At 63.9% G+C, this 18,477-nt stretch carries 18 protein-coding genes; 5 read left to right on the top strand and 13 right to left on the bottom strand.

Going from position 1 to position 18,477, the window contains the following annotated elements:
- The 4 genes from AC2FL1_RS02715 to serB are packed head-to-tail and all read right to left on the bottom strand — an operon-like array spanning nucleotide 1 to nucleotide 2,024.
- Nucleotides 1-315 carry a YciI family protein gene (locus AC2FL1_RS02715; protein WP_496826519.1) on the bottom strand — a complete coding sequence of 105 codons (315 nt, stop codon included), beginning with the start codon at nucleotides 313-315 and terminating at the stop codon, nucleotides 1-3.
- A 35-nt stretch (nucleotides 316-350) separates the two neighbouring features.
- On the bottom strand, nucleotides 351-785 hold the full coding sequence (locus AC2FL1_RS02710; RefSeq protein ID WP_496875902.1) for an SRPBCC family protein: 435 nt from the start codon (nucleotides 783-785) through the stop codon (nucleotides 351-353).
- Nucleotides 773-1,102 carry an ArsR/SmtB family transcription factor gene (locus tag AC2FL1_RS02705; protein WP_496875901.1) on the bottom strand — a complete coding sequence of 110 codons (330 nt, stop codon included), beginning with the start codon at nucleotides 1,100-1,102 and terminating at the stop codon, nucleotides 773-775. Before AC2FL1_RS02705 ends, AC2FL1_RS02710 begins: the two co-directional genes overlap by 13 nt.
- Nucleotides 1,103-1,145: 43 nt before the next feature.
- On the bottom strand, nucleotides 1,146-2,024 hold the full coding sequence (gene serB / locus AC2FL1_RS02700) for a phosphoserine phosphatase SerB (RefSeq protein ID WP_496875900.1): 879 nt from the start codon (nucleotides 2,022-2,024) through the stop codon (nucleotides 1,146-1,148).
- A 362-nt stretch (nucleotides 2,025-2,386) separates the two neighbouring features.
- Here serB and AC2FL1_RS02695 point away from each other — a divergent pair, with 362 nt between their 5' ends.
- Nucleotides 2,387-3,541 (top strand): phosphoserine transaminase, encoded by a 1,155-nt coding sequence (locus AC2FL1_RS02695; RefSeq protein ID WP_496875899.1) that lies wholly within the window; start codon nucleotides 2,387-2,389, stop codon nucleotides 3,539-3,541.
- A gap of 87 nt (nucleotides 3,542-3,628) precedes the next feature.
- The gene (serA, locus tag AC2FL1_RS02690; RefSeq protein WP_496826525.1) at nucleotides 3,629-5,224 is read left to right on the top strand and encodes a phosphoglycerate dehydrogenase; all 1,596 of its coding nucleotides are present in this window, start codon (nucleotides 3,629-3,631) and stop codon (nucleotides 5,222-5,224) included.
- Nucleotides 5,225-5,276: 52 nt separating this feature from the next.
- Here the strand turns inward: serA and AC2FL1_RS02685 are convergent, their stop codons facing one another.
- The gene (locus AC2FL1_RS02685; protein WP_496826526.1) at nucleotides 5,277-5,660 is read right to left on the bottom strand and encodes a hypothetical protein; all 384 of its coding nucleotides are present in this window, start codon (nucleotides 5,658-5,660) and stop codon (nucleotides 5,277-5,279) included.
- Nucleotides 5,661-5,765: 105 nt separating this feature from the next.
- Between AC2FL1_RS02685 and AC2FL1_RS02680 the strand changes: the two genes are divergently transcribed.
- Nucleotides 5,766-6,761, top strand: a complete 996-nt coding sequence (locus tag AC2FL1_RS02680; RefSeq protein ID WP_496826528.1) for a LysR family transcriptional regulator — start codon at nucleotides 5,766-5,768, stop codon at nucleotides 6,759-6,761.
- Complete coding sequence (locus AC2FL1_RS02675; RefSeq protein WP_496826530.1) at nucleotides 6,758-7,492, top strand: metallophosphoesterase family protein; 735 nt, start codon at nucleotides 6,758-6,760, stop codon at nucleotides 7,490-7,492. The genes AC2FL1_RS02680 and AC2FL1_RS02675 overlap by 4 nt, the downstream gene beginning before the upstream one ends.
- A 74-nt stretch (nucleotides 7,493-7,566) precedes the next feature.
- Here the strand turns inward: AC2FL1_RS02675 and tdh are convergent, their stop codons facing one another.
- From tdh to AC2FL1_RS02635, 8 genes are all read right to left on the bottom strand, one after another.
- Nucleotides 7,567-8,595 carry an L-threonine 3-dehydrogenase gene (tdh, locus tag AC2FL1_RS02670; RefSeq protein ID WP_496875924.1) on the bottom strand — a complete coding sequence of 343 codons (1,029 nt, stop codon included), beginning with the start codon at nucleotides 8,593-8,595 and terminating at the stop codon, nucleotides 7,567-7,569.
- A 14-nt stretch (nucleotides 8,596-8,609) separates the two neighbouring features.
- On the bottom strand, nucleotides 8,610-9,794 hold the full coding sequence (locus AC2FL1_RS02665; RefSeq protein WP_496875898.1) for a glycine C-acetyltransferase: 1,185 nt from the start codon (nucleotides 9,792-9,794) through the stop codon (nucleotides 8,610-8,612).
- A gap of 95 nt (nucleotides 9,795-9,889) precedes the next feature.
- A complete protein-coding gene (locus tag AC2FL1_RS02660; RefSeq protein ID WP_496826534.1) occupies nucleotides 9,890-11,128 on the bottom strand; it encodes a DNA recombination protein RmuC in 1,239 nt (412 codons plus the stop codon).
- 57 nt (nucleotides 11,129-11,185) lie between these two features.
- Entirely contained in the window at nucleotides 11,186-13,051 is a 1,866-nt protein-coding gene (mutL, locus tag AC2FL1_RS02655) for a DNA mismatch repair endonuclease MutL (protein WP_496875897.1), read from the bottom strand.
- Between the two features lie 268 nt (nucleotides 13,052-13,319).
- The gene (locus tag AC2FL1_RS02650; protein WP_496875896.1) at nucleotides 13,320-14,249 is read right to left on the bottom strand and encodes a metal ABC transporter permease; all 930 of its coding nucleotides are present in this window, start codon (nucleotides 14,247-14,249) and stop codon (nucleotides 13,320-13,322) included.
- A complete protein-coding gene (locus AC2FL1_RS02645; protein ID WP_496875923.1) occupies nucleotides 14,246-15,451 on the bottom strand; it encodes a metal ABC transporter permease in 1,206 nt (401 codons plus the stop codon). The genes AC2FL1_RS02650 and AC2FL1_RS02645 overlap by 4 nt, the downstream gene beginning before the upstream one ends.
- A 4-nt stretch (nucleotides 15,452-15,455) precedes the next feature.
- Complete coding sequence (locus tag AC2FL1_RS02640; RefSeq protein ID WP_496826539.1) at nucleotides 15,456-16,259, bottom strand: metal ABC transporter ATP-binding protein; 804 nt, start codon at nucleotides 16,257-16,259, stop codon at nucleotides 15,456-15,458.
- Nucleotides 16,260-16,262: 3 nt separating this feature from the next.
- Nucleotides 16,263-17,216 (bottom strand): metal ABC transporter solute-binding protein, Zn/Mn family, encoded by a 954-nt coding sequence (locus AC2FL1_RS02635; protein WP_496875895.1) that lies wholly within the window; start codon nucleotides 17,214-17,216, stop codon nucleotides 16,263-16,265.
- 200 nt (nucleotides 17,217-17,416) lie between these two features.
- Here AC2FL1_RS02635 and deoC point away from each other — a divergent pair, with 200 nt between their 5' ends.
- On the top strand, nucleotides 17,417-18,406 hold the full coding sequence (gene deoC / locus AC2FL1_RS02630) for a deoxyribose-phosphate aldolase (RefSeq protein ID WP_496875894.1): 990 nt from the start codon (nucleotides 17,417-17,419) through the stop codon (nucleotides 18,404-18,406).
- Nucleotides 18,407-18,477: the final 71 nt, after the last annotated feature.

Below are 18,477 nucleotides of genomic sequence, written 5' to 3'. Positions count from 1 at the left end.
TCACATCTCGATGATCTCGGCCACCTCGACGGTGCCGTTGCCCGACACAACCATCGGACAACCCTTGGCCATGTCGGTGGCGGCACCGATATCGGCGGCGCGCACCACGGTATAGCCCGAGAGCGGATTGGCGCCACCATCGTCGGCCACGCCTGCGGCGCTGACCGTCTTGGACAGGCCAACCGGGTTGCCGGGGATCACGACCGCATCACCCATGCTACCGAACCAGGCCTGCCATGCGGCCATGACCTCGGCGCCTTCCTCGGGCGTTTCGGGCGTCTTGCCGCCATGATAGGCAAAGATGAAATCAGGCATGTCGCTTTCCTTTCCTTTGGTCGCGAAACAGATGGTCAGGCGAGTTCCGCCTCGAGCTTGCGCAACGACGAGGTCCAGCCCGCCTCGTGACGCAGGCTCATCTCGTCATCGCCCAGTTCGCGGTGGTCCAGGATCAATCGCGCACCCTTGGCGCAGGGTTCGACGATAAACATTACATGGCTTTCCGCCCCGCGCCGGTCGTCATCGTCATGCCAGCCCCAGGTAAAGCCCACCGAATGGGGCGGTTTCACATGGGTAACATACCCCGAGACCTTGTATCGGTCGCCTGCGCCATTCACCATGATCGAGAACCACGGCCCCAGCCGAGTGAAATCGAGGTCATGCTGATCAGCAGGCACATGCAGCCCCTCGGGCCCCCACCATTGCAACAGTTTCGCGCCATCGCTGACCCAGGCGAACAGGGCCTCGGGCGTGACGGCGAATTCTCGTTCCAGTCTCAGGTCGGCCATGTCTTGTCGCTTTCGATTGCGGCGGCCAGACGGTCCAGGCTGCCCTCCCAAAAGGTGCGTTTCGAGATCGTCCAGTCGGCAATCGCGCGAAGCCCTTCGGGAGCCACGGAATAAAGCCGCTGGGTGCCATTGATGCGCTGGCGGACCAACCCGGCCTGGCGCAACAGCTTCAGATGGCGTGACACGGCGGCGCCCGACATGCCCTTGCCCTCGACCAGATCACCCGCGGGCAATTCGCCCTCGGCCATCAGTTGCTCGACGATGGCGAAGCGGGTCGGGTCGGACAAAGCCGAGAATGCGGCCAGAAGTTGGGTCATGACCGCATTGTTTAACATTTACGTTAATAATGCAAGCGGCAGATCAAGCCGCGACGAAATCCGCCTTTGCATAGCCCTGAACAAACAGCAGCGCGGTCAGGTCGCAGTGGTTGATGCGTACCTCGCATTGTGCCGCGACCGAAGGTTTGGCGTGCAGGGCAACGCCGGTTCCGGCGCGGCCCAGCATGCCCAGATCGTTGGCGCCGTCGCCCACCGCGATCACATCCTGTTCGGACAGGCCCAACCGTGCCGTGATCTGCTCCAGCGCATCGACCTTGGCCTGACGGCCCAGGATCGGGCGCCCCACATCGCCGGTCAGCTTGCCACCAGCGGCCAACAGCGTATTGGCGCGATTCTCGTCAAAGCCCAGTTGCGCGGCCACTTGGGCGGTAAAGGCGGTGAACCCGCCCGAGACCAGCGCCGCATAGCCGCCATTGGCGCGCATGGTCGCCACCAGCGCGCGCCCACCCGGCATCAGGGTGATGCGAGTATCGAGCACATGGCCGATCACCGCCTCGTCCAGCCCGCGCAACAGGTCCACACGCTCCAGCAGCGCGCCCTCGAAATCCAGTTCGCCGTTCATCGCGCGGGCGGTGATCTCCTTGACCCGCTCGCCGACCCCGGCCTCGTCGGCCAGTTCGTCAATGCACTCCTGCTGGATCATGGTGCTGTCCATATCCGCCAGCAGCATCCGCTTTTTGCGACCTTCTGCGGGTTGCACCACCAGATCGACACCCAACGCCTGAAGATCGTCCCAGACCTGCCAGCGATTGTCGGGAAGGGCTGAAAGCGTGAATTCGGCTGCTTCATCGAGGCTCAGCCAGACCGCATCGCCGCCGCCCCAGGCGTTGCGCAGCGCATCGACCAGCGCCGGGTCTAGACGGGCATTGGAAGGGTTGGTCAACAGCGTGGCGACATACATGGGGTATCTCCTTTGGCTCGGAACCGCCATAGCGCAGGCATGAAATCTCTGCCAGCCCCACCCGAGTTAACGCCGCGCGCCACAGCCCGGCCCTTATCCGGCGCGCGCGCATCCATTAACCCCCTGTAAAAACTTGAATATCTCATCCCGCCCTGAATGTCGCATCCAGACACCCTGCCCCAGGCCGCGATTTCCTTAAGACGAAACGCAAGTTTCCGATCGTAGTCACAAAGGTCGCAATCAAATATCAAAGCGGCGATTTTCGACATCTATTTCGCTTGCGCGCCGCAGTGCGGCGGACTAGCTGTTGCGGCGGGACACCCCTCCCCAACGAGGGGCGTATATCTGTAAGGGTAACACCAATGACTATCGACCAACCGGCAACGCGGCCGGTCAATCCGCGGTTTTCCTCTGGCCCCTGTGCCAAACCCCCCGTCTTCGATGTCTCCAAGCTTGCCGGTGCCGCGCTGGGCCGCTCGCATCGTGCCGCCATCGGCAAGGACAAGCTGAAGGCCGCCATCGAAGGCACGCGCGAGATTCTGGGGATCCCCGCTGACTATCGCATCGGCATCGTTCCCGCCTCGGATACCGGCGCCGTTGAGATGGCGCTGTGGTCGCTGCTGGGTGCCCGCAAGGTCGAGATGCTGGCCTGGGAAAGCTTTGGCGCCGGCTGGGTCACTGATGTGGTGAAACAGCTCAAACTGGATGCCGAGGTCAAGACCGCCGACTATGGCCAGATCGTCGATCTCGCCTCGGTGGATTTCGACAATGATGTCGTGTTCACCTGGAACGGCACCACCTCGGGCGTGCGCGTTCCGAATGGCGACTGGATCGCTGCCGATCGACACGGCCTGACCATCTGCGACGCCACCAGCGCCGCCTTTGCCATGGATCTGCCCTGGGATAAGCTGGATGTGACCACGTTCAGCTGGCAGAAAGTGCTAGGCGGCGAGGCCGCACATGGCATGATCGTGCTAAGCCCTCGCGCGGTGGAACGGCTGGAAAGCTATACTCCCGCATGGCCGCTGCCCAAGATCTTCCGCATGACCAAGGGCGGCAAGCTGATCGAAGGCATCTTCAAGGGCGAAACGATCAACACCCCCTCGATGCTGGCGGTCGAGGATTATCTGCTGGCGCTCGACTGGGCACGCTCGGTCGGTGGCCTGAAGGGTCTGATCGCACGGGCCGATGCCAATGCGAAGGCGGTCTTCGATTTCTGCGACACACATGACTGGATCGCCAACCTGGCCGAGGATGCGGCCACGCGGTCCAATACCAGCGTCTGCCTGAAATTCACCGATGCCCGCATTCAGGATGGTGCAGCGTTTGCCAAGGCGGTTGCCAAGCGGCTGGAGGCCGAAGGTGTTGCGCTGGATATCGGCGCCTATCGCGACGCGCCCGCAGGCTTACGCATATGGTGCGGCGGCACGGTAGAAACCTCGGATGTGGCCGCGCTGCTGCCCTGGCTCGCCTGGGCCTATCAAGCCGAGATCGACGCACAATCCCAAGCCGCATAACGCTCTTCCGCCCTTGCGGGCCTCCTCGCGAAGAGGGCCCGCAAGGGACCGATAAGCGCCCCATTCCCCTGCAAAGGACCAGCAGACATGGCCCCCAAAGTACTCATCTCCGACAAACTCTCCGACGCTGCCGTCCAGATCTTCCGCGATCGCGGGATTGACGTCGATTTCCAACCCGACCTTGGCAAGGACAAGGACAAGCTGGCCGAGGTCATCGGCCAGTATGACGGCCTTGCCATCCGCTCGGCCACCAAAGTGACCGAGAAGATCCTGGAGAACGCGACCAGCCTCAAGGTTATCGGCCGCGCCGGTATCGGCACCGACAACGTGGACAAGGACGCCGCCTCGAAAAAGGGGGTGATCGTCATGAACACGCCCTTTGGCAACATGATCACCACCGCCGAACACGCCATCGCCATGATGTTCGCCGTGGCCCGCCAGATCCCCGAGGCCAGCGCCTCGACCCATGCGGGCAAGTGGGAAAAGTCCAAGTTCATGGGTGTCGAACTCACGAACAAGACCCTGGGCGTGATCGGCGCGGGCAATATCGGCGGTATCGTCTGCGACCGTGCCCGTGGCCTCAAGATGAAGGTCATCGCCTATGATCCCTTCCTGGGCGAGGAAAAGGCCAACAAGATGGGCGTTGAAAAGGTCGAGCTGGACGAGCTGCTGAAACGCGCCGATTTCATCACCCTGCATGTGCCGCTGACCGATCAGACCCGCGACATCCTGGGCCGCGAGAACCTGGCCAAGACCAAGAAAGGCGTCCGTATCATCAACTGCGCTCGCGGTGGTCTGGTCGACGAGGAAGCACTGGCCGAGATGCTGCAATCGGGCCACGTGGCGGGCGCCGCCTTTGACGTGTTCAGCGTCGAACCGGCCAAGGAAAACCCGCTGTTCGGCCTGCCCAACGTGGTCTGCACCCCGCATCTGGGAGCCGCCACCACCGAGGCACAGGAAAACGTCGCCCTGCAGGTGGCCGAGCAGATGTCGAACTATCTGCTGACCGGCGCGGTGGAAAACGCGCTCAACATGCCGTCGGTCACCGCCGAAGAGGCCAAGGTGATGGGCCCCTGGATCAAGCTGGCCGGCCATTTGGGCAGCTTTGTCGGCCAGATGACCGACGAGCCGATCAAGGCCATCAACATCCTCTATGACGGGACTGCATCGACCATGAATCTGGCGGCGCTGAATTGCGCCACAGTGGCCGGTATCATGAAAAAGTCGAACCCCGAGGTGAACATGGTCTCGGCCCCTGTTGTCGCCAAAGAGCGCGGCATCCAGATCTCGACTACCAATCAGGACAAATCGGGCGCTTTTGACGGGTATATCAAGGTGACCGTAGTGACGGCCAAGCGTGAACGCTCAGTCGCGGGTACCGTGTTCAGCGATGGCAAGCCGCGTTTCATCCAGATCAAGGGCATCAATGTCGATGCCGAAATCGGCGCGCATATGCTCTATACCACCAACGAGGACGTACCGGGTATCATCGGTACGCTGGGCCAGACCATGGGTGAGAATGGCGTCAACATCGCCAACTTCACGCTTGGCCGGGCTGCCGCCGGCGGTGAGGCAATCGCGCTTCTGTATGTGGATGAGCCTGTACCGGCCGAGGCTCGCGCGAAACTGGCTGAAACGGGCCTCTTCAATCAGATCAAACCGCTGGAATTCGACGTCGCCTGACCAGCGCCCTATCGGATGGAAACGCCGCCCCGCGAGGGCGGCGTTTTTCGTTTCAGGCTGTCGCGGCGACCCGTGCCGGGGCTTTCAGGACGATCCAACCGAACAACAGCATTGACCCCAGCATGATGACCGAGCCCAGCTTGGCCAACAGCTCTGTCTTGCCCTGGATCGCCAGCGCCACGCCAGGCGCCAGCATGACTACCGCCACCACGACCAGACCGAAATGCAGCCGGGCCAGCGGGTTCGCCGCGGCGCTCGGAACCAGATGATAATAGAAGGCAAAGATCGAGCAGCTGACCCACCCCAGCAGGTTCAGATGCCCATGTGCCGGAGACAGGGTGTGATCCTGACTTGCTGACATCTGGATACCCCAGACCATGCCACACAGCCCTGCCAGAATCGCGACCAGAAAAAACGCGCGCGCCACTCCATTCATATCTCTTTCCTCTCCCTGTTCGTGGCCGTACCGCCACCTGGGTCGAGTGTGAGGACATCATCAAAATATGTGAAATCAATAGATATTATGATATCTATCAACCTGATGAATTTCAAAACCTTCGATCTGAACCTGTTGCGTGTTCTCGATGCGCTGCTTGCCACCCGCTCCACTACGCTGGCAGGACAGAGGCTCGCCCTGTCACAGCCGGCGGTCTCGGCCGCGCTTGCCCGTTTACGGCATGCACTGGGTGATCCGCTCTTCATCCGTCAGGGACGGCAGTTGGTTCCCAGCGATTACGCCACGAGCCTGCAAGCGCCCCTGCGCGCCCTGTTGGAGCAGACCGAAACCCTGCTGGCAGGGCAGCCCGATTTCGACCCCGGCGCCTCAACGGCCTGCCTGACCCTTTCGGGCAGCGATTTCTACGCCGAACTTCTGATGCCTCGACTGGCCCACCACCTGTCCCGCGAAGCCCCGGGCATGCGCGTGCAACTGGTCGATCTGGTCCCGGACAATTACGTGCAATCTGTCGGCGAGTCAGGGGTCGACATGGCCATCCTGCCTGCGACCGACACGCCCGACTGGGTCGAACGGCGGCATTTGCACGGTTCTCATTTCCTTGCCGTCGCACGCGCCGACCATCCCGAGATCGCCAAGGCGGGCCATACCCCGGGCGAGGTCCTGCCGCTCGATCTCTTCTGCGGTCTCCAGCACGCGCTGTTCTCGCCCGAGGGCAAACTGCACGGGCTGGGCGATGCCGCCCTCGCCCGCATCGGCCGCGCGCGGCAGGTCACCATGACACTGCCGGTGTTTTCCGGTGTGCTGAACGCGGTCTCGCAAAGTGACCTGATCGCCCTCATCCCGCATCAGCTGGCCGAAAGCGTCGCGCCACGCCTTGGCCTGTCGCTCTATCATCCGCCCATCGCGGTCGGTCCGGTCGAGATCGAACTGGTCTGGCACAAGCGCGCCAGCAGCGCGCCGGCCCATCGCTGGTTGCGTGACCAGATTGCCATGCTGATGGCCGAGCTCGACACGATCCCTTCCATCGGATGCGGTGCTGCGGCAGAACCGGGCCAGCAAACAGTGGAGCAGGCGTCATGAGCACCCCTATCTACGCGGTCGGCGATATTCACGGCCAAGCCGAACAACTCGAAACGGCGCTGGCTCGGATCGAGGCCGATGGCGGTCCTGATGCCCGCATTGTCTTTCTGGGCGATTATGCCGACCGAGGGCCGGACAGTCGCGCGGTGCTGGACCGGTTGGTCGCGGGACAGGCGCAGGGGCGCGACTGGATCACGCTCAAGGGCAATCACGACCGCATGTTCGAAATGTTCCTGCGCGACCATCCCGCCCAGGATGACCGGCTGCTGATCGGGTATCACTGGCTGCACGATCGCATCGGCGGCGTCGAAACCCTCGCTTCGTACGGTGTCCCGGTGCCCGAAGGCGTTCGCACCTATCAGGTTCATGCCCAGGCGCGCGCGGCAGTGCCCACCGAACACCGGAACTTTCTTGTCGGTTTACCCAACTACCATCAGGAGGGTGCGCTGCTCTTCGTACACGCCGGTATCCGTCCCGGCCTGCCGCTTGAACGTCAGGTGGAAAATGATCTGATCTGGATCCGCCAAGAATTCCTGGATGATCCGCGCCCGCATCCCTGGCTGGTGGTACATGGCCACACCCCCGGCAAACGGGCCGAGCATCACGGCAATCGCGTCAATCTCGACGCTGGCGCCGGTTATGGCCGTCCGCTCGCCGCTGCGGTGTTCGAAAACAACCAATGCTGGCTGCTAACCGAAACCGGCCGCCAGCTGCTCGCCCCTCGGGCCTGACCCCCCACCTTCTTCTGTTCCAAAATACCTCGGGGGAGTCGGCCGCAGGGCAACGGGGGCAGCGCCCCCATTCCTCAGGTCCAGTCCAGCACCACCTTGCCGCTGAGGCCCGATCTCATCGCCGCAAAGCCCTCGCGAAAATCATCGACGCCAAAGCGGTGGGTGATCACCCGGCTGACGTCCAACCCGTTCTGCAACATGGCAATCATCTTGTACCAGGTCTCGAACATCTCGCGGCCATAGACGCCCTTGATGGTGATCGCCTTGAACACGATGCGCGACCAGTCCACCGGCGATTTGCCCGGCGGGATACCCAAGAGCGCGATCTTGCCGCCCATCACCAGTGCCTCGACCATCTGGTCAAGTGCCGCTTGCGATCCCGACATTTCCAGCCCGACATCAAAGCCCTGTTTCAGGCCCAGTTCATGCTTCACGTCTGCCAGATCCTCGCGGGTCACATCCACCGTACGCGCCTTGGGCACCACATGCTGCGCCAGTTTCAGCCGGTCGGCGTTGATATCGGTGATCACCACATGGCGGGCGCCCGCATGTTTGGCCACCGCCGCCGCCATGATGCCGATCGGCCCCGCGCCGGTGATCAGCACATCCTCACCCAACAGGTCGAAACTCAGCGCCGTGTGCACCGCGTTGCCCAGCGGGTCGAGGATGGCGCCGATCTCGTCGGGAATATCGTCGGGCAACGGCACTACGTTGAAGGCGGGCAGGCGCAGATACTGCGCGAAGGCCCCCTGAACGTTGACGCCAATCCCGCGCGTACCTGGATCCAGGTGGAACTTGCCCGCCCGGCTCTGGCGGCTGTCGGTGCCGATCAGATGCCCCTCGCCCGAGACCCGCTGACCGATGCTGAGGCCGGTCACATCACGGCCCAGCTCGACGATCTCGCCCGCGAATTCGTGACCGGTGATCATCGGCACCGGCACCGTGTGCGCGGCCCATTCGTCCCAGTTCCAGATATGGATATCGGTGCCGCAGATGCCGGTCTTGTTGATCTTGATCAGCACATCGTCGGGGCCGATTTCGGGCACCGGTGCCTGCACCATCCACAGCCCCTCTTCGGGTTTGGACTTCTCCAGCGCTTTCATCGTGTTGGGTCGCATCAGATCACTCCCAGTGCCTTGCCTGCGGTGGCAAATGCGGCCAGCGCGCGGTCCAGTTCGTCGCGTGTCAGGGCGGCGTTCATCTGGGTGCGGATGCGCGCCTGCCCACGCGGCACCACCGGAAAGAAGAAGCCCGAGACATAGACGCCCTCGTCAAACAGACGCGCCGCCATGTCCTGCGCCAGCTTGGCCTCGCCCAGCATCACCGGGATGATCGGATGCTCGCCCGGCAAGAGGTCAAAGCCCAGGTCAGTAAGCCCCGCCCGCCAATAACGGGCGTTTTCGAACAGGCGCGCGCGCAGGTCGACGCCCTCCTCGATCAGCCGGATTGCCTCGATCCCGGCGGCCACGATGGCGGGCGGCAGCGAGTTCGAGAACAGATAGGGCCGCGCCCGCTGGCGGAGCAGGTCGATGACCGGCTGCGGCCCGGCGATATAGCCGCCGATGGCTCCGCCCAGCGCCTTGCCCAGCGTGCCGGTCAGGATATCGACGTCCAGCCCGAAATGGTCGGGCGTACCGGCCCCGTGCGGTCCCATGAAGCCGGTGGCATGACAGTCATCGACCATCACCACCGCGTCATACTCGCGGGCAAGCCGGGTAATTTCCGGCAGATTGGCCAGGTAGCCGTCCATCGAGAACACGCCATCGGTGGCGATCATCACATGGCGCGCACCATCGGCACGGGCCTGTTTCAACTGCGCCTCCAGATCGTCCATGTCGCTGTTGGCATAGCGATAGCGTTTCGCCTTGCAGAGCCGGATCCCGTCGATGATCGAGGCATGGTTGAGCGCGTCCGAGACGATCGCGTCCTCAGGCCCCAGAAGCGGCTCGAACAGCCCGCCATTGGCATCGAAACAGGCGGCGAACAGGATCGCATCATCCTTGTTCAGGAACCGCGCCAGCCGCTGTTCCAGTTCTCGGTGAATATCCTGCGTGCCGCAGATAAAGCGGACCGAGGCCATGCCGAACCCCTTGGGCTCCAGCGCGTCGCGCGCGGCGGCGATCAGCGCCGGGTGATCGGCTAAGCCCAGATAGTTGTTGGCGCACAGGTTGATCACCTGCCGGTCGCCAACGGTGATTTCGCCCCCTTGGGGCGAGGTGATCAGCCGCTCGCGCTTATAGAGGCCCTCGGCCTCGATCTGGGACAATGTGTCGGTGAGATGGGACAGAAAGGATTGGGACATTGCGACCTCCGATTTGGCGCAATGTCTATCATAACGGATACGATTCCGAAATAGGGGAATTCACTATGTTGGACAAAAATCCGTGAAACTGGACATCAACGCTCTTGCTTGCCCAATGGGACCACATTGGGCACCGGATCGGGGGCCAGTTCCTCGAAATCGAAATTGTCCAGCCGTTGCGCCCGCCGCCCGGCCTTGTCGGCGCTGATCTTGATCTCCGAGATATCCTTGGCCGCCTGCCCGAAATGGCGGTCCAAGTTCTCGACCCGGTCGCCCAGCCGCTCCACATCCTTGTGCAGCAGGCTCAGCTCCTTGCGGATGGCCCCCGCCTGTTCGCGCATCCGCGCGTCCTTGAGGATGGCGCGCATGGTGTTGAGCGTGGCCATGCAGGTGGTGGGCGACACGATCCAGACCCGCGCCGCGAACCCCTCGCGCACGATATCGGCGAAATTGGCGTGTAACTCGGCATAGACCGCCTCGGACGGCAGGAACAGCAGGGCGCCATCGGCGGTTTCGCCCTCGATGATGTATTTCTCGGAGATCGCTTTGATATGGGCGCGCACGGCGGTTTTCATCTGGCGCGCGGCCTCGGCCAGTTGCGGCGGCGTCTCGGCCCGGCGCAGCGCCTCATAGGCCTCCAGCGGGAACTTGCTGTCGATCACGATCGGGCCGGGCGGGTTGGGCAGGTGGATCAGGCAGTCGGCCCGCCGCCCGTTCGACAGCGTATGTTGCAGGGAATAGCTGTCACTGGGCAGCGCCTTGGACACGATATCGTTAAGCTGGATTTCGCCAAACGCGCCGCGCGTCTGCTTGTTGGACAGGATGTCCTGAAGCGACAGAACATCGCCTGACAGCTTGGTGATATTGTCCTGCGCCTTGTCGATGGCAGCCAGCCGCTCCTGCAATTGCGTCAGCGAGGTCGCGGTCTGTTTCGAGCTGCCATGCAGGGTAGTGCTCATCTTTTCCTGCATCTCGGTCAGCGCCCGCTGCGCGCGCATGGCGTTATCGGCCAGCCGGTCGTTCATATGCTGCTGCACGGCGGACAACCGCGCCTCGACCGTTTGGATCATCTGCACCTGCGCGTTGGCCTGCGTGTCCGAGACATGCGCCAGCCCGCCCCGCAACTGTTCCTGCCCCATGCTCAGCTGTTGCACGTTCTGGCCCAGAAAGGCCAGTTGCTGCGCCATGGGTTCGGTCGTCCGGACCGAGCGGTTGGCGGCACGAAGGGATAGAAACAGCATCAGCAGGATCAGCAACAAGACAGCGCCGCCGCCCAGAACCGCCATCACGATGGGGTCCTGCAAGGAATAGCTCTGATCGCCGATCTGAATCATGGTCTGCTCGCCTGTTCTTGTTTTGTTTTCAACTCCTATCCGGGATCGCAACCCGGATCAACTGCGTCCGAACAGCCGCTCGATATCGCTAAGTTTCAGTTCCACATAGGTGGGGCGCCCATGGTTGCACTGGCCGGAATGGGGCGTCGCCTCCATCTCGCGCAAGAGCGCATTCATCTCTTCGCCCCGCATGCGGCGGCCCGACCGAATCGAGCCGTGACAGGCGACCCGGCTCAGGATCGCCTCGATCCGGGCCTGGAGCGTGGCGCTTTCGCCCTGATCGGCCAGTTCGTCAAGAATGTCGCGGAGCATCGCGCCCGCATCCACCGGACCCAGGATTGCCGGAGTCTCGCGCACCGCGACGGCACCGCCGCCAAAGGGTTCGATCGTAAGGCCAAGGCGTGCCAGATCATTGGAGAGGTCGAGCAGTCGCGCGCAATCGGCGTTGGAGAGTTCGACGATCTCGGGGATCAGCAGCGCCTGCGCCGCGACGCCATGTTCGGCCATCTGGCGTTTGAGTTTCTCATAGACCAGCCGCTCGTGCGCCGCGTGCTGGTCGACGATGACCATGCCATCGGCGGTCTGGGCGATGATGTAATTTTCATGCACCTGCCCGCGCGCCGCACCCAGGGGCAGGGATTCGGGCGAGGTTTCGGCGGGCGGCTCCTCCGCCCTGCGGGCGTCCTCGCCGGGGGCGGCCTCGACCATGCGGCCGCTATAGCTGCCGGAGAGTTCGGCAAAGCCGGGCGCCTGCGCCTGATAGGAAGCCACGCGCGCGGCGGGTGAGGGCCGGTCCATCTGGTAGATGTGCTCCCCGGTCTGTTCGGGCCGCATAGCCCCCAGCGTCGCCCCGGCCACGGTGGTCGAGGCGCGGTGCCCCGCCTCGGCCAGCGCATGCCGCAAGGCCGAGACGATCAGACCCCGCGCCACGCCGGGATCACGAAACCGCACCTCGGATTTTGCCGGATGCACGTTCACGTCGACCAGCGTCGGATCGCAGTCGATGAACAGCGCTGCCGCCGGGTGACGGTCGCGGCTGAGAAAATCGAAATAGGCCGCCCTCAGCGCCCCGGTCAGCACCTTGTCCCGCACCGGGCGCCCGTTGACGAAAAGATACTGTGCCACCGCCGCACCGCGCGAATAGGTTGGCAGCGCCGCATAACCATAGAGCCGCAACCCCTCGCGCATCGTGTCGATGCGCAGGGCATTGTCGGTGAACTCACGCCCCATGACCCGGCCCAGCCGGTCGCGCAGCGCGTCAAAGAGGTCGCCGGTTTCCGCATCGGCGCGGAACACCAGCCGGCCCTCGCCGCCCTCGGACACATCGCGCAGGGTGAAGGAAACCGAAGGTTCGGCCATGGCAAGACGCTTGACCGTATCGGCCACCGCCTGCGCCTCTGCCCGGTCGGTACGCATGAATTTGAGCCGCGCAGGCGTGGCAAAAAAGAGATCGCGCAACTCCACCACGGTGCCCGCGCGCAGGGCGGCGGGCTTCACCGGATCGACCCGGCCACCGGAAACGCGGATACTGGCCGCCTCGGCGCCCCGGGCTCGGCTGGTGATGGTCAGCCGCCCGACCGAACCCAGCGAAGGCAGCGCCTCACCCCGGAACCCGAAGGTGTGAATGTTGAGAAGGTCCGACCCGTCAATCTTGGAGGTTGCATGCCGCGCCAATGCCAATGGCAATTGATCGGGCGTCATGCCGCAGCCGTCATCGGTGACCCGGATCAGCGTCTTGCCGCCATCTGCGAGGTCGATGGCGATGCGCGTAGCCCCGGCATCAATCGCGTTCTCGACCAGTTCCTTGACCGCTGAAGCTGGGCGTTCGACCACTTCGCCTGCCGCAATCTGGTTGATCGCGGTCTCGTCCAACTGGCGAATTTCCGGCTGCGTGGGGATGATGTTGGGGTCTGTCGATGCCATACCGCTAGACCTAGCATGAGGCCCGGCGATTCTGCCACCGGTTTGATGGTCGGCACCGCCCGGTCTCCCTTCCCTGTCCACCAAGGCGGCGCGGGTAGGTCTGCCGCGAAAACCGGGCGGCGGGTGAGTGGTGGTCAGTACCGGTTTCTGTCCGGTTCGTCATCTCAACACTGCCAGCCGGCGCTGCACAAGTTGGCGGTTTGCAAGACAGGGAAATGGGCACAGACAAGCCATCAGCGCCGCCCGGTCCCGGCGATTTCTCGCCCAATCAAGCCTGAACAGGCGCCCCGGTGCGGCTGCGGCAGGGACCGAATAGGGCGGCGAGCGCCAGGATGACGCCCGAGACGGTGGCGATCATGCCCGCTGCGCTGACCGCATCACGCGCACCCAGCCACAGGGGCCCATAGCCCGCCAGCACATAGCCCAGCACCGCCGAAAGGATCGCAAAAACGACGCTCCAGCCAACCTGTCCTTCAAGCGTGTTGGTCATCATCCGCGCGGCGGCGGGTGGGCAGATGAACATGGCGATGACGATGATCGAGCCGACCGCGTCAAAAGCCGCAACCGCCGCAACCGCTGCGACGATGACCAGCGCAAGGCCCAAATGGCCGGTGCGAATACCAAGAGTGCGGGCAAACCCCTCATCAAATGTCGACAGCTTCAAGGGCCGCCAGAACAACCAGATGAACCCGGACACCCCGGCCAGCGTGACCAGGATACGCGGCAGCTCCACCGGCAGTCCGGCCAAGGCTACCGGGTCCAGCAGCGAGGCCCAACCGGTGGCATCAAGCCAGATCAGGCTTTCCAGATTGCCATAAAGCGCGTGCTCCACATCGAGATGCACGGTCGAGGTATCGGTCTGCTCCAAGAGCAGCACCCCGGCGGCGAACATGGTGGTAAAGACGACGCCCATTGCCGCCCCTGGTTCGATCCGGCCCAGACGGCGGATCGCCTCGATCAGCACCACGGCGACCACGGCGGCCCCGGCGGCGCCCAGCATCATCGGCCAGGCAGCAATGGTGCCGGTCAAGAGGAACGCCACCACGATCCCCGGCAGCACCACATGACTGATGGCATCGCCGATCAGCGCCTGCCGGCGCAGCACCAAGAAGTTGCCGGGCAGCGCACAGGCCGCGGCGGAAAGGATGCCGATCAAGAGCGGCGTCAGCGACAGGGGGACAAATTCGGAACCGCTCATGCCGGGACCTCCTGGGGGCTAGCGATGCGACTGTCAATCTCGGCAATCTGATCGCGGGTGAGCACAGTTTCGATATCGCGCAACCCGTCATAGAGAGCGGCGGCGGCTTCTTGTGTCTGATCGGCGCGCACGATTTCCCATCGCTTCTCGTCCCGCAGCGCCTTGGCGGCGCGTGCCCGGCCACTGTCGGTTGCGACCCCGTCCGCGCGCACCAGTTCTGCCTGACGCAAAAGTCGCAATGTCAGTGGCTCGTAAATCCGTTGCCCTTGTGCCAGCGCCAGCAGTCCTTGCCTCAGATGCACCCGGCGCTGGAATTGCGTATGGCGCAGGAACGCCGCCAGCACGCCGCGCCCCGGCGCCACCAGCAGCGACAAGGCGAAAAAGGCAAAGGCCACCAGCACGATGATCGGCCCGGTGGGCAGGTTGGGGGCCGAGGCCGAGATCGCCGCGCCAAGATACCCCGCGAGCCCCCCGGTCAAGCCACTCAGCAGCACCACGCGATCCGACCGCTCGGTCCAGAACCGGGCGGTGACCGGCGGGATGATCAGCAGAGCGACGATCAGGATCAGGCCAACGATCTTCAGCCCGACCACGGTAACCGCCATCACCAGCCCCATCATGGCCAAGTCGATCCGATGTACGGGCACCCCGCGCGCGGCGGCATATTCCGGATCGAAGGCCACCAGCGTCATCGGGCGGCGAATCAGCAGGATCAGCGCCAGGGCCCCCGCCCCGCCCAGCGCGATGACCAGCGCATCGTTCCACAGCATCCCGGCGGTCGACCCCAGCAGGAACCCCTCCAGCCCCGCCTGGCGCCCGGCGCCCAACGTCTGGATCACGGTGAGCAGCACGATGCCGAAGCCGAAAAATACCGATAGAACCGCGCCGATCGCCGCGTCCTCGGCCAGCCTTGTGTTACGTGTCAACCAGTTGAGGCACAAAAGCCCCACCCAGGCCGAAAGTGCAGACCCAGCCAAGAGGCCGGGCAGGCTGCGCCCGTCGCCGCCCAGCGCCACCATCAGCAGAAAGGCCAGGCAGATGCCGGGCAGCGTCGCATGGCTGATTGCGTCGCTGACCAGCGCCCGCTTGCGCAGGAAAAGGAACGTGCCGGTCACCCCGGCAGAGATACCCAACAAGGTCGCACCAACCACGACCAGCGTGGCGTTATACCCGAGTTGCAGCAAAAGCGCGTCGCGCAGCATCGGATCAGCCCAGCACGCGCGCCAGCTGATCGACCTGCGCGGTTGCCAGCCGTCCGCCATAGGCGGTCTGCAAATTGTCGGCGGTAAAGGCCTCGGCCACCGGTCCTTCGGCCACGCGGCGGGTGTTGATCAGGAAGACATGGTCGAAATAATCGGTCACCGTGGCAAGATCGTGATGCACCACGACCACGGTGCGCCCGGCCTGTTTCAGCGATTTCAGAACCGAGATGATCGCCTTTTCCGTCGCCGCATCGACCCCGGCAAAGGGTTCGTCCAGCAGATAGAGATCGGCGTCTTGCGCCAGGGCGCGGGCCAGGAACACCCGCTGCTGCTGCCCCCCCGACAATTGGCCGATCTGGCGGTCGGCGAAATCGCGCATGCCCACACGGGCCAGACAATCGAGCGCCTGCGCCTTGTGCCGCGCGCGCAAGCGGCCCAGCAGGCCAAGCTCGCGATAAAGCCCCATCAGAACAACGTCGATCACCCGGGTCGGGAAATCCCAGTCGACACTGGCGCGCTGCGGAACATAGGCGATGCGGGCGCGCTGCTCCTCGAGCGGGCGGCCAAACACTGTGACCTGCCCCGACAGCGGTTTGACGATGCCCAGCGCCGCCTTGAGCAGGGTCGACTTCCCCGCCCCGTTCGGCCCGATGATCGCCGTCATCGCGCCCGGCTGCACTGTCATGTCCACAGAAAACACGGCCGGCTTCTGCCCGTAGGACACGGTCAGCCCGCGCACCGCCAGCGGGCTGGAGGCGATGGTGTCATCCGACAGACGGATACCCTTATCTGCCGCCAGTTCGATCATCGCTCAGAGCCCTGCCGACAATTTGCCATCCATGCCACGGGGCGGCACCTGTCCGCCCAGCGCGGCGGCGATGGTGGTGATGTTGTGATCGAGCATACCCATATAGGTCCCCTCATAAGAGCCGTCAGGCCCCATCGCATCAGAGAAAAGCTCGCCCCCCACCTGTACCTGATGCCCCTGCGCCGCGGCGCCTTCGATCAGCGCCCGGACCGAGCGATCCGAGACCGAGCTTTCGACGAAGACCGCCGTGATCTTGCTCGAAACCAGCGTGTCGACCAGTTCCGCGATGCGGTTCAGCCCCGCCTCGGACTGGGTCGAGATGCCCTGAACGCCCAGAACCTCGAACCCGTAGGCCTGCCCGAAATAGCCAAACGCGTCATGCGCCGTGACCAGCACCCGCTTGCTTTCGGGCACCGTGGCCAGAACGGTTTCGGCATAACCCGACAACCGGTCCAGATCGGCGATATGGCGGGCGGCATTGGCGGCAAATGTCTCGGCGGCCTCGGGGCGGGTCTCGGTCAGGGCACGCGCGACCTCGGCCACCACCTCGCGCCACAGATCCGGGGTCATCCAGACATGCGGGTCGAACTTGTCGGCATAATCGTCATGGGCGCGCAGGCGCGAGGGGTCGATCCCCTCGGCCACCGCAACCACCTGACGCTTGCGCCCAAGATCCTGGAAAAAGCTTTCCATTTGCGCTTCGAGGTAGAGCCCGTGCCATAGCACCAGATCAGCGCGGGTCATGGCCACAATATCGCTGCGGGTCTGCCGATAGGCATGCGGGTCGACCCCCGGCCCCATCAGGCCGGTCACCTCGACCAGATCGCCGCCGACCTGGCGGGCGGCATCGGCAATCATGCCGGTGGTCGCCACCACACGCAGCGGCGCCTCGGCCCAAACGGCCAGAGGCAAGCTGCATGTCAGGGCAAGTACAGCAAGGAACCCACGGCGAATCATCGCATACCTCGAAATCCAACTCTCATACCGATGAATATGAGAACCATTCTCAACTAAGTCAACGCAATTGAGAATTATTCGCAAGAAAGGATAAATTTGTCCGAAAGGTAAAATCTTGACGTCGCGACCCACCTGCCTCCGCTTGCCAATCTGTCGCAGGTCATGCGACCTTGGCCACAAACCTCCCAAAGGAAGTGACGATGGAAACGCAGAGCCTTGAGCGCACCGCGCATCTGCCGCAAGTGACCGAACCGCGAAACCCCGGCATGGAGCTGGACCTCGACTGGGTCCGAGCGGTGCAGGCCAATACCTCGGCGATCGAGCGGCGGGCGGCGACGCTGCCCGGACGACGCTCGGTCAAAAAGGATTATCAGGCCGCCTGGCTGTTGAAGGCGATCACGATGATCGACCTGACCACTCTGGCCGGCGACGACACGGCGGGCCGGGTGCGACGCCTCTGCGCCAAGGCGCGGCAACCGGTGGCGCCCGCGCTGCTGGAGGCGCTCGGCATGGGGCCGATCACCACCGGCGCGGTCTGCGTCTATCACGACATGATCGAGACCGCGGTCGATGCGCTCAAGGGCACCGGCATTCCGGTGGCCGCCGTCAGCACCGGGTTCCCGGCGGGCCTGTCGCCCTTTCACCTGCGGGTGGCCGAGATCGGCGAAAGCGTGGCAGCAGGCGCCGAAGAGATCGACATCGTGATCTCGCGGCGGCATGTGCTGACCGGCGACTGGCAGGCGCTCTATGACGAGATGAAGGCGTTCCGCGCGGCCTGCGGCCATGCCCATGTCAAGGCGATCCTGGCGACCGGAGAGCTGGGGTCGTTGCGCAACGTAGCGCGCGCCTCCCTGGTTTGCATGATGGCGGGGGCGGATTTCATCAAGACCTCGACCGGCAAGGAAAGCGTCAACGCCACCCTGCCCGTCTCGCTGGTGATGATCCGCGCCATCCGCGACTATTACGACCGCACCGGATACCGGGTCGGATACAAACCGGCCGGTGGCATCTCCAAGGCCAAGGACGCGCTGGTTTATCTGGCGCTGATCAAGGACGAGCTGGGCGACCGCTGGCTGCAACCGGACCTGTTCCGCTTCGGCGCCTCGTCGCTGCTGGGCGATATCGAGCGACAGCTGGAACATCAGCTGACCGGCGCCTATTCGGCGGGCTACCGCCATGCCATGGGCTGACCGGCGCGACAGGCGCCGGAATTTTGAAAAAATTCCGGCCCGTTTTCCGTGACGGAAAACGGCCCCCGGAT

The organism is Ruegeria sp. YKSF070 (assembly GCF_059612725.1).
This window is presented reverse-complemented; position numbering and strand designations above follow the sequence as displayed.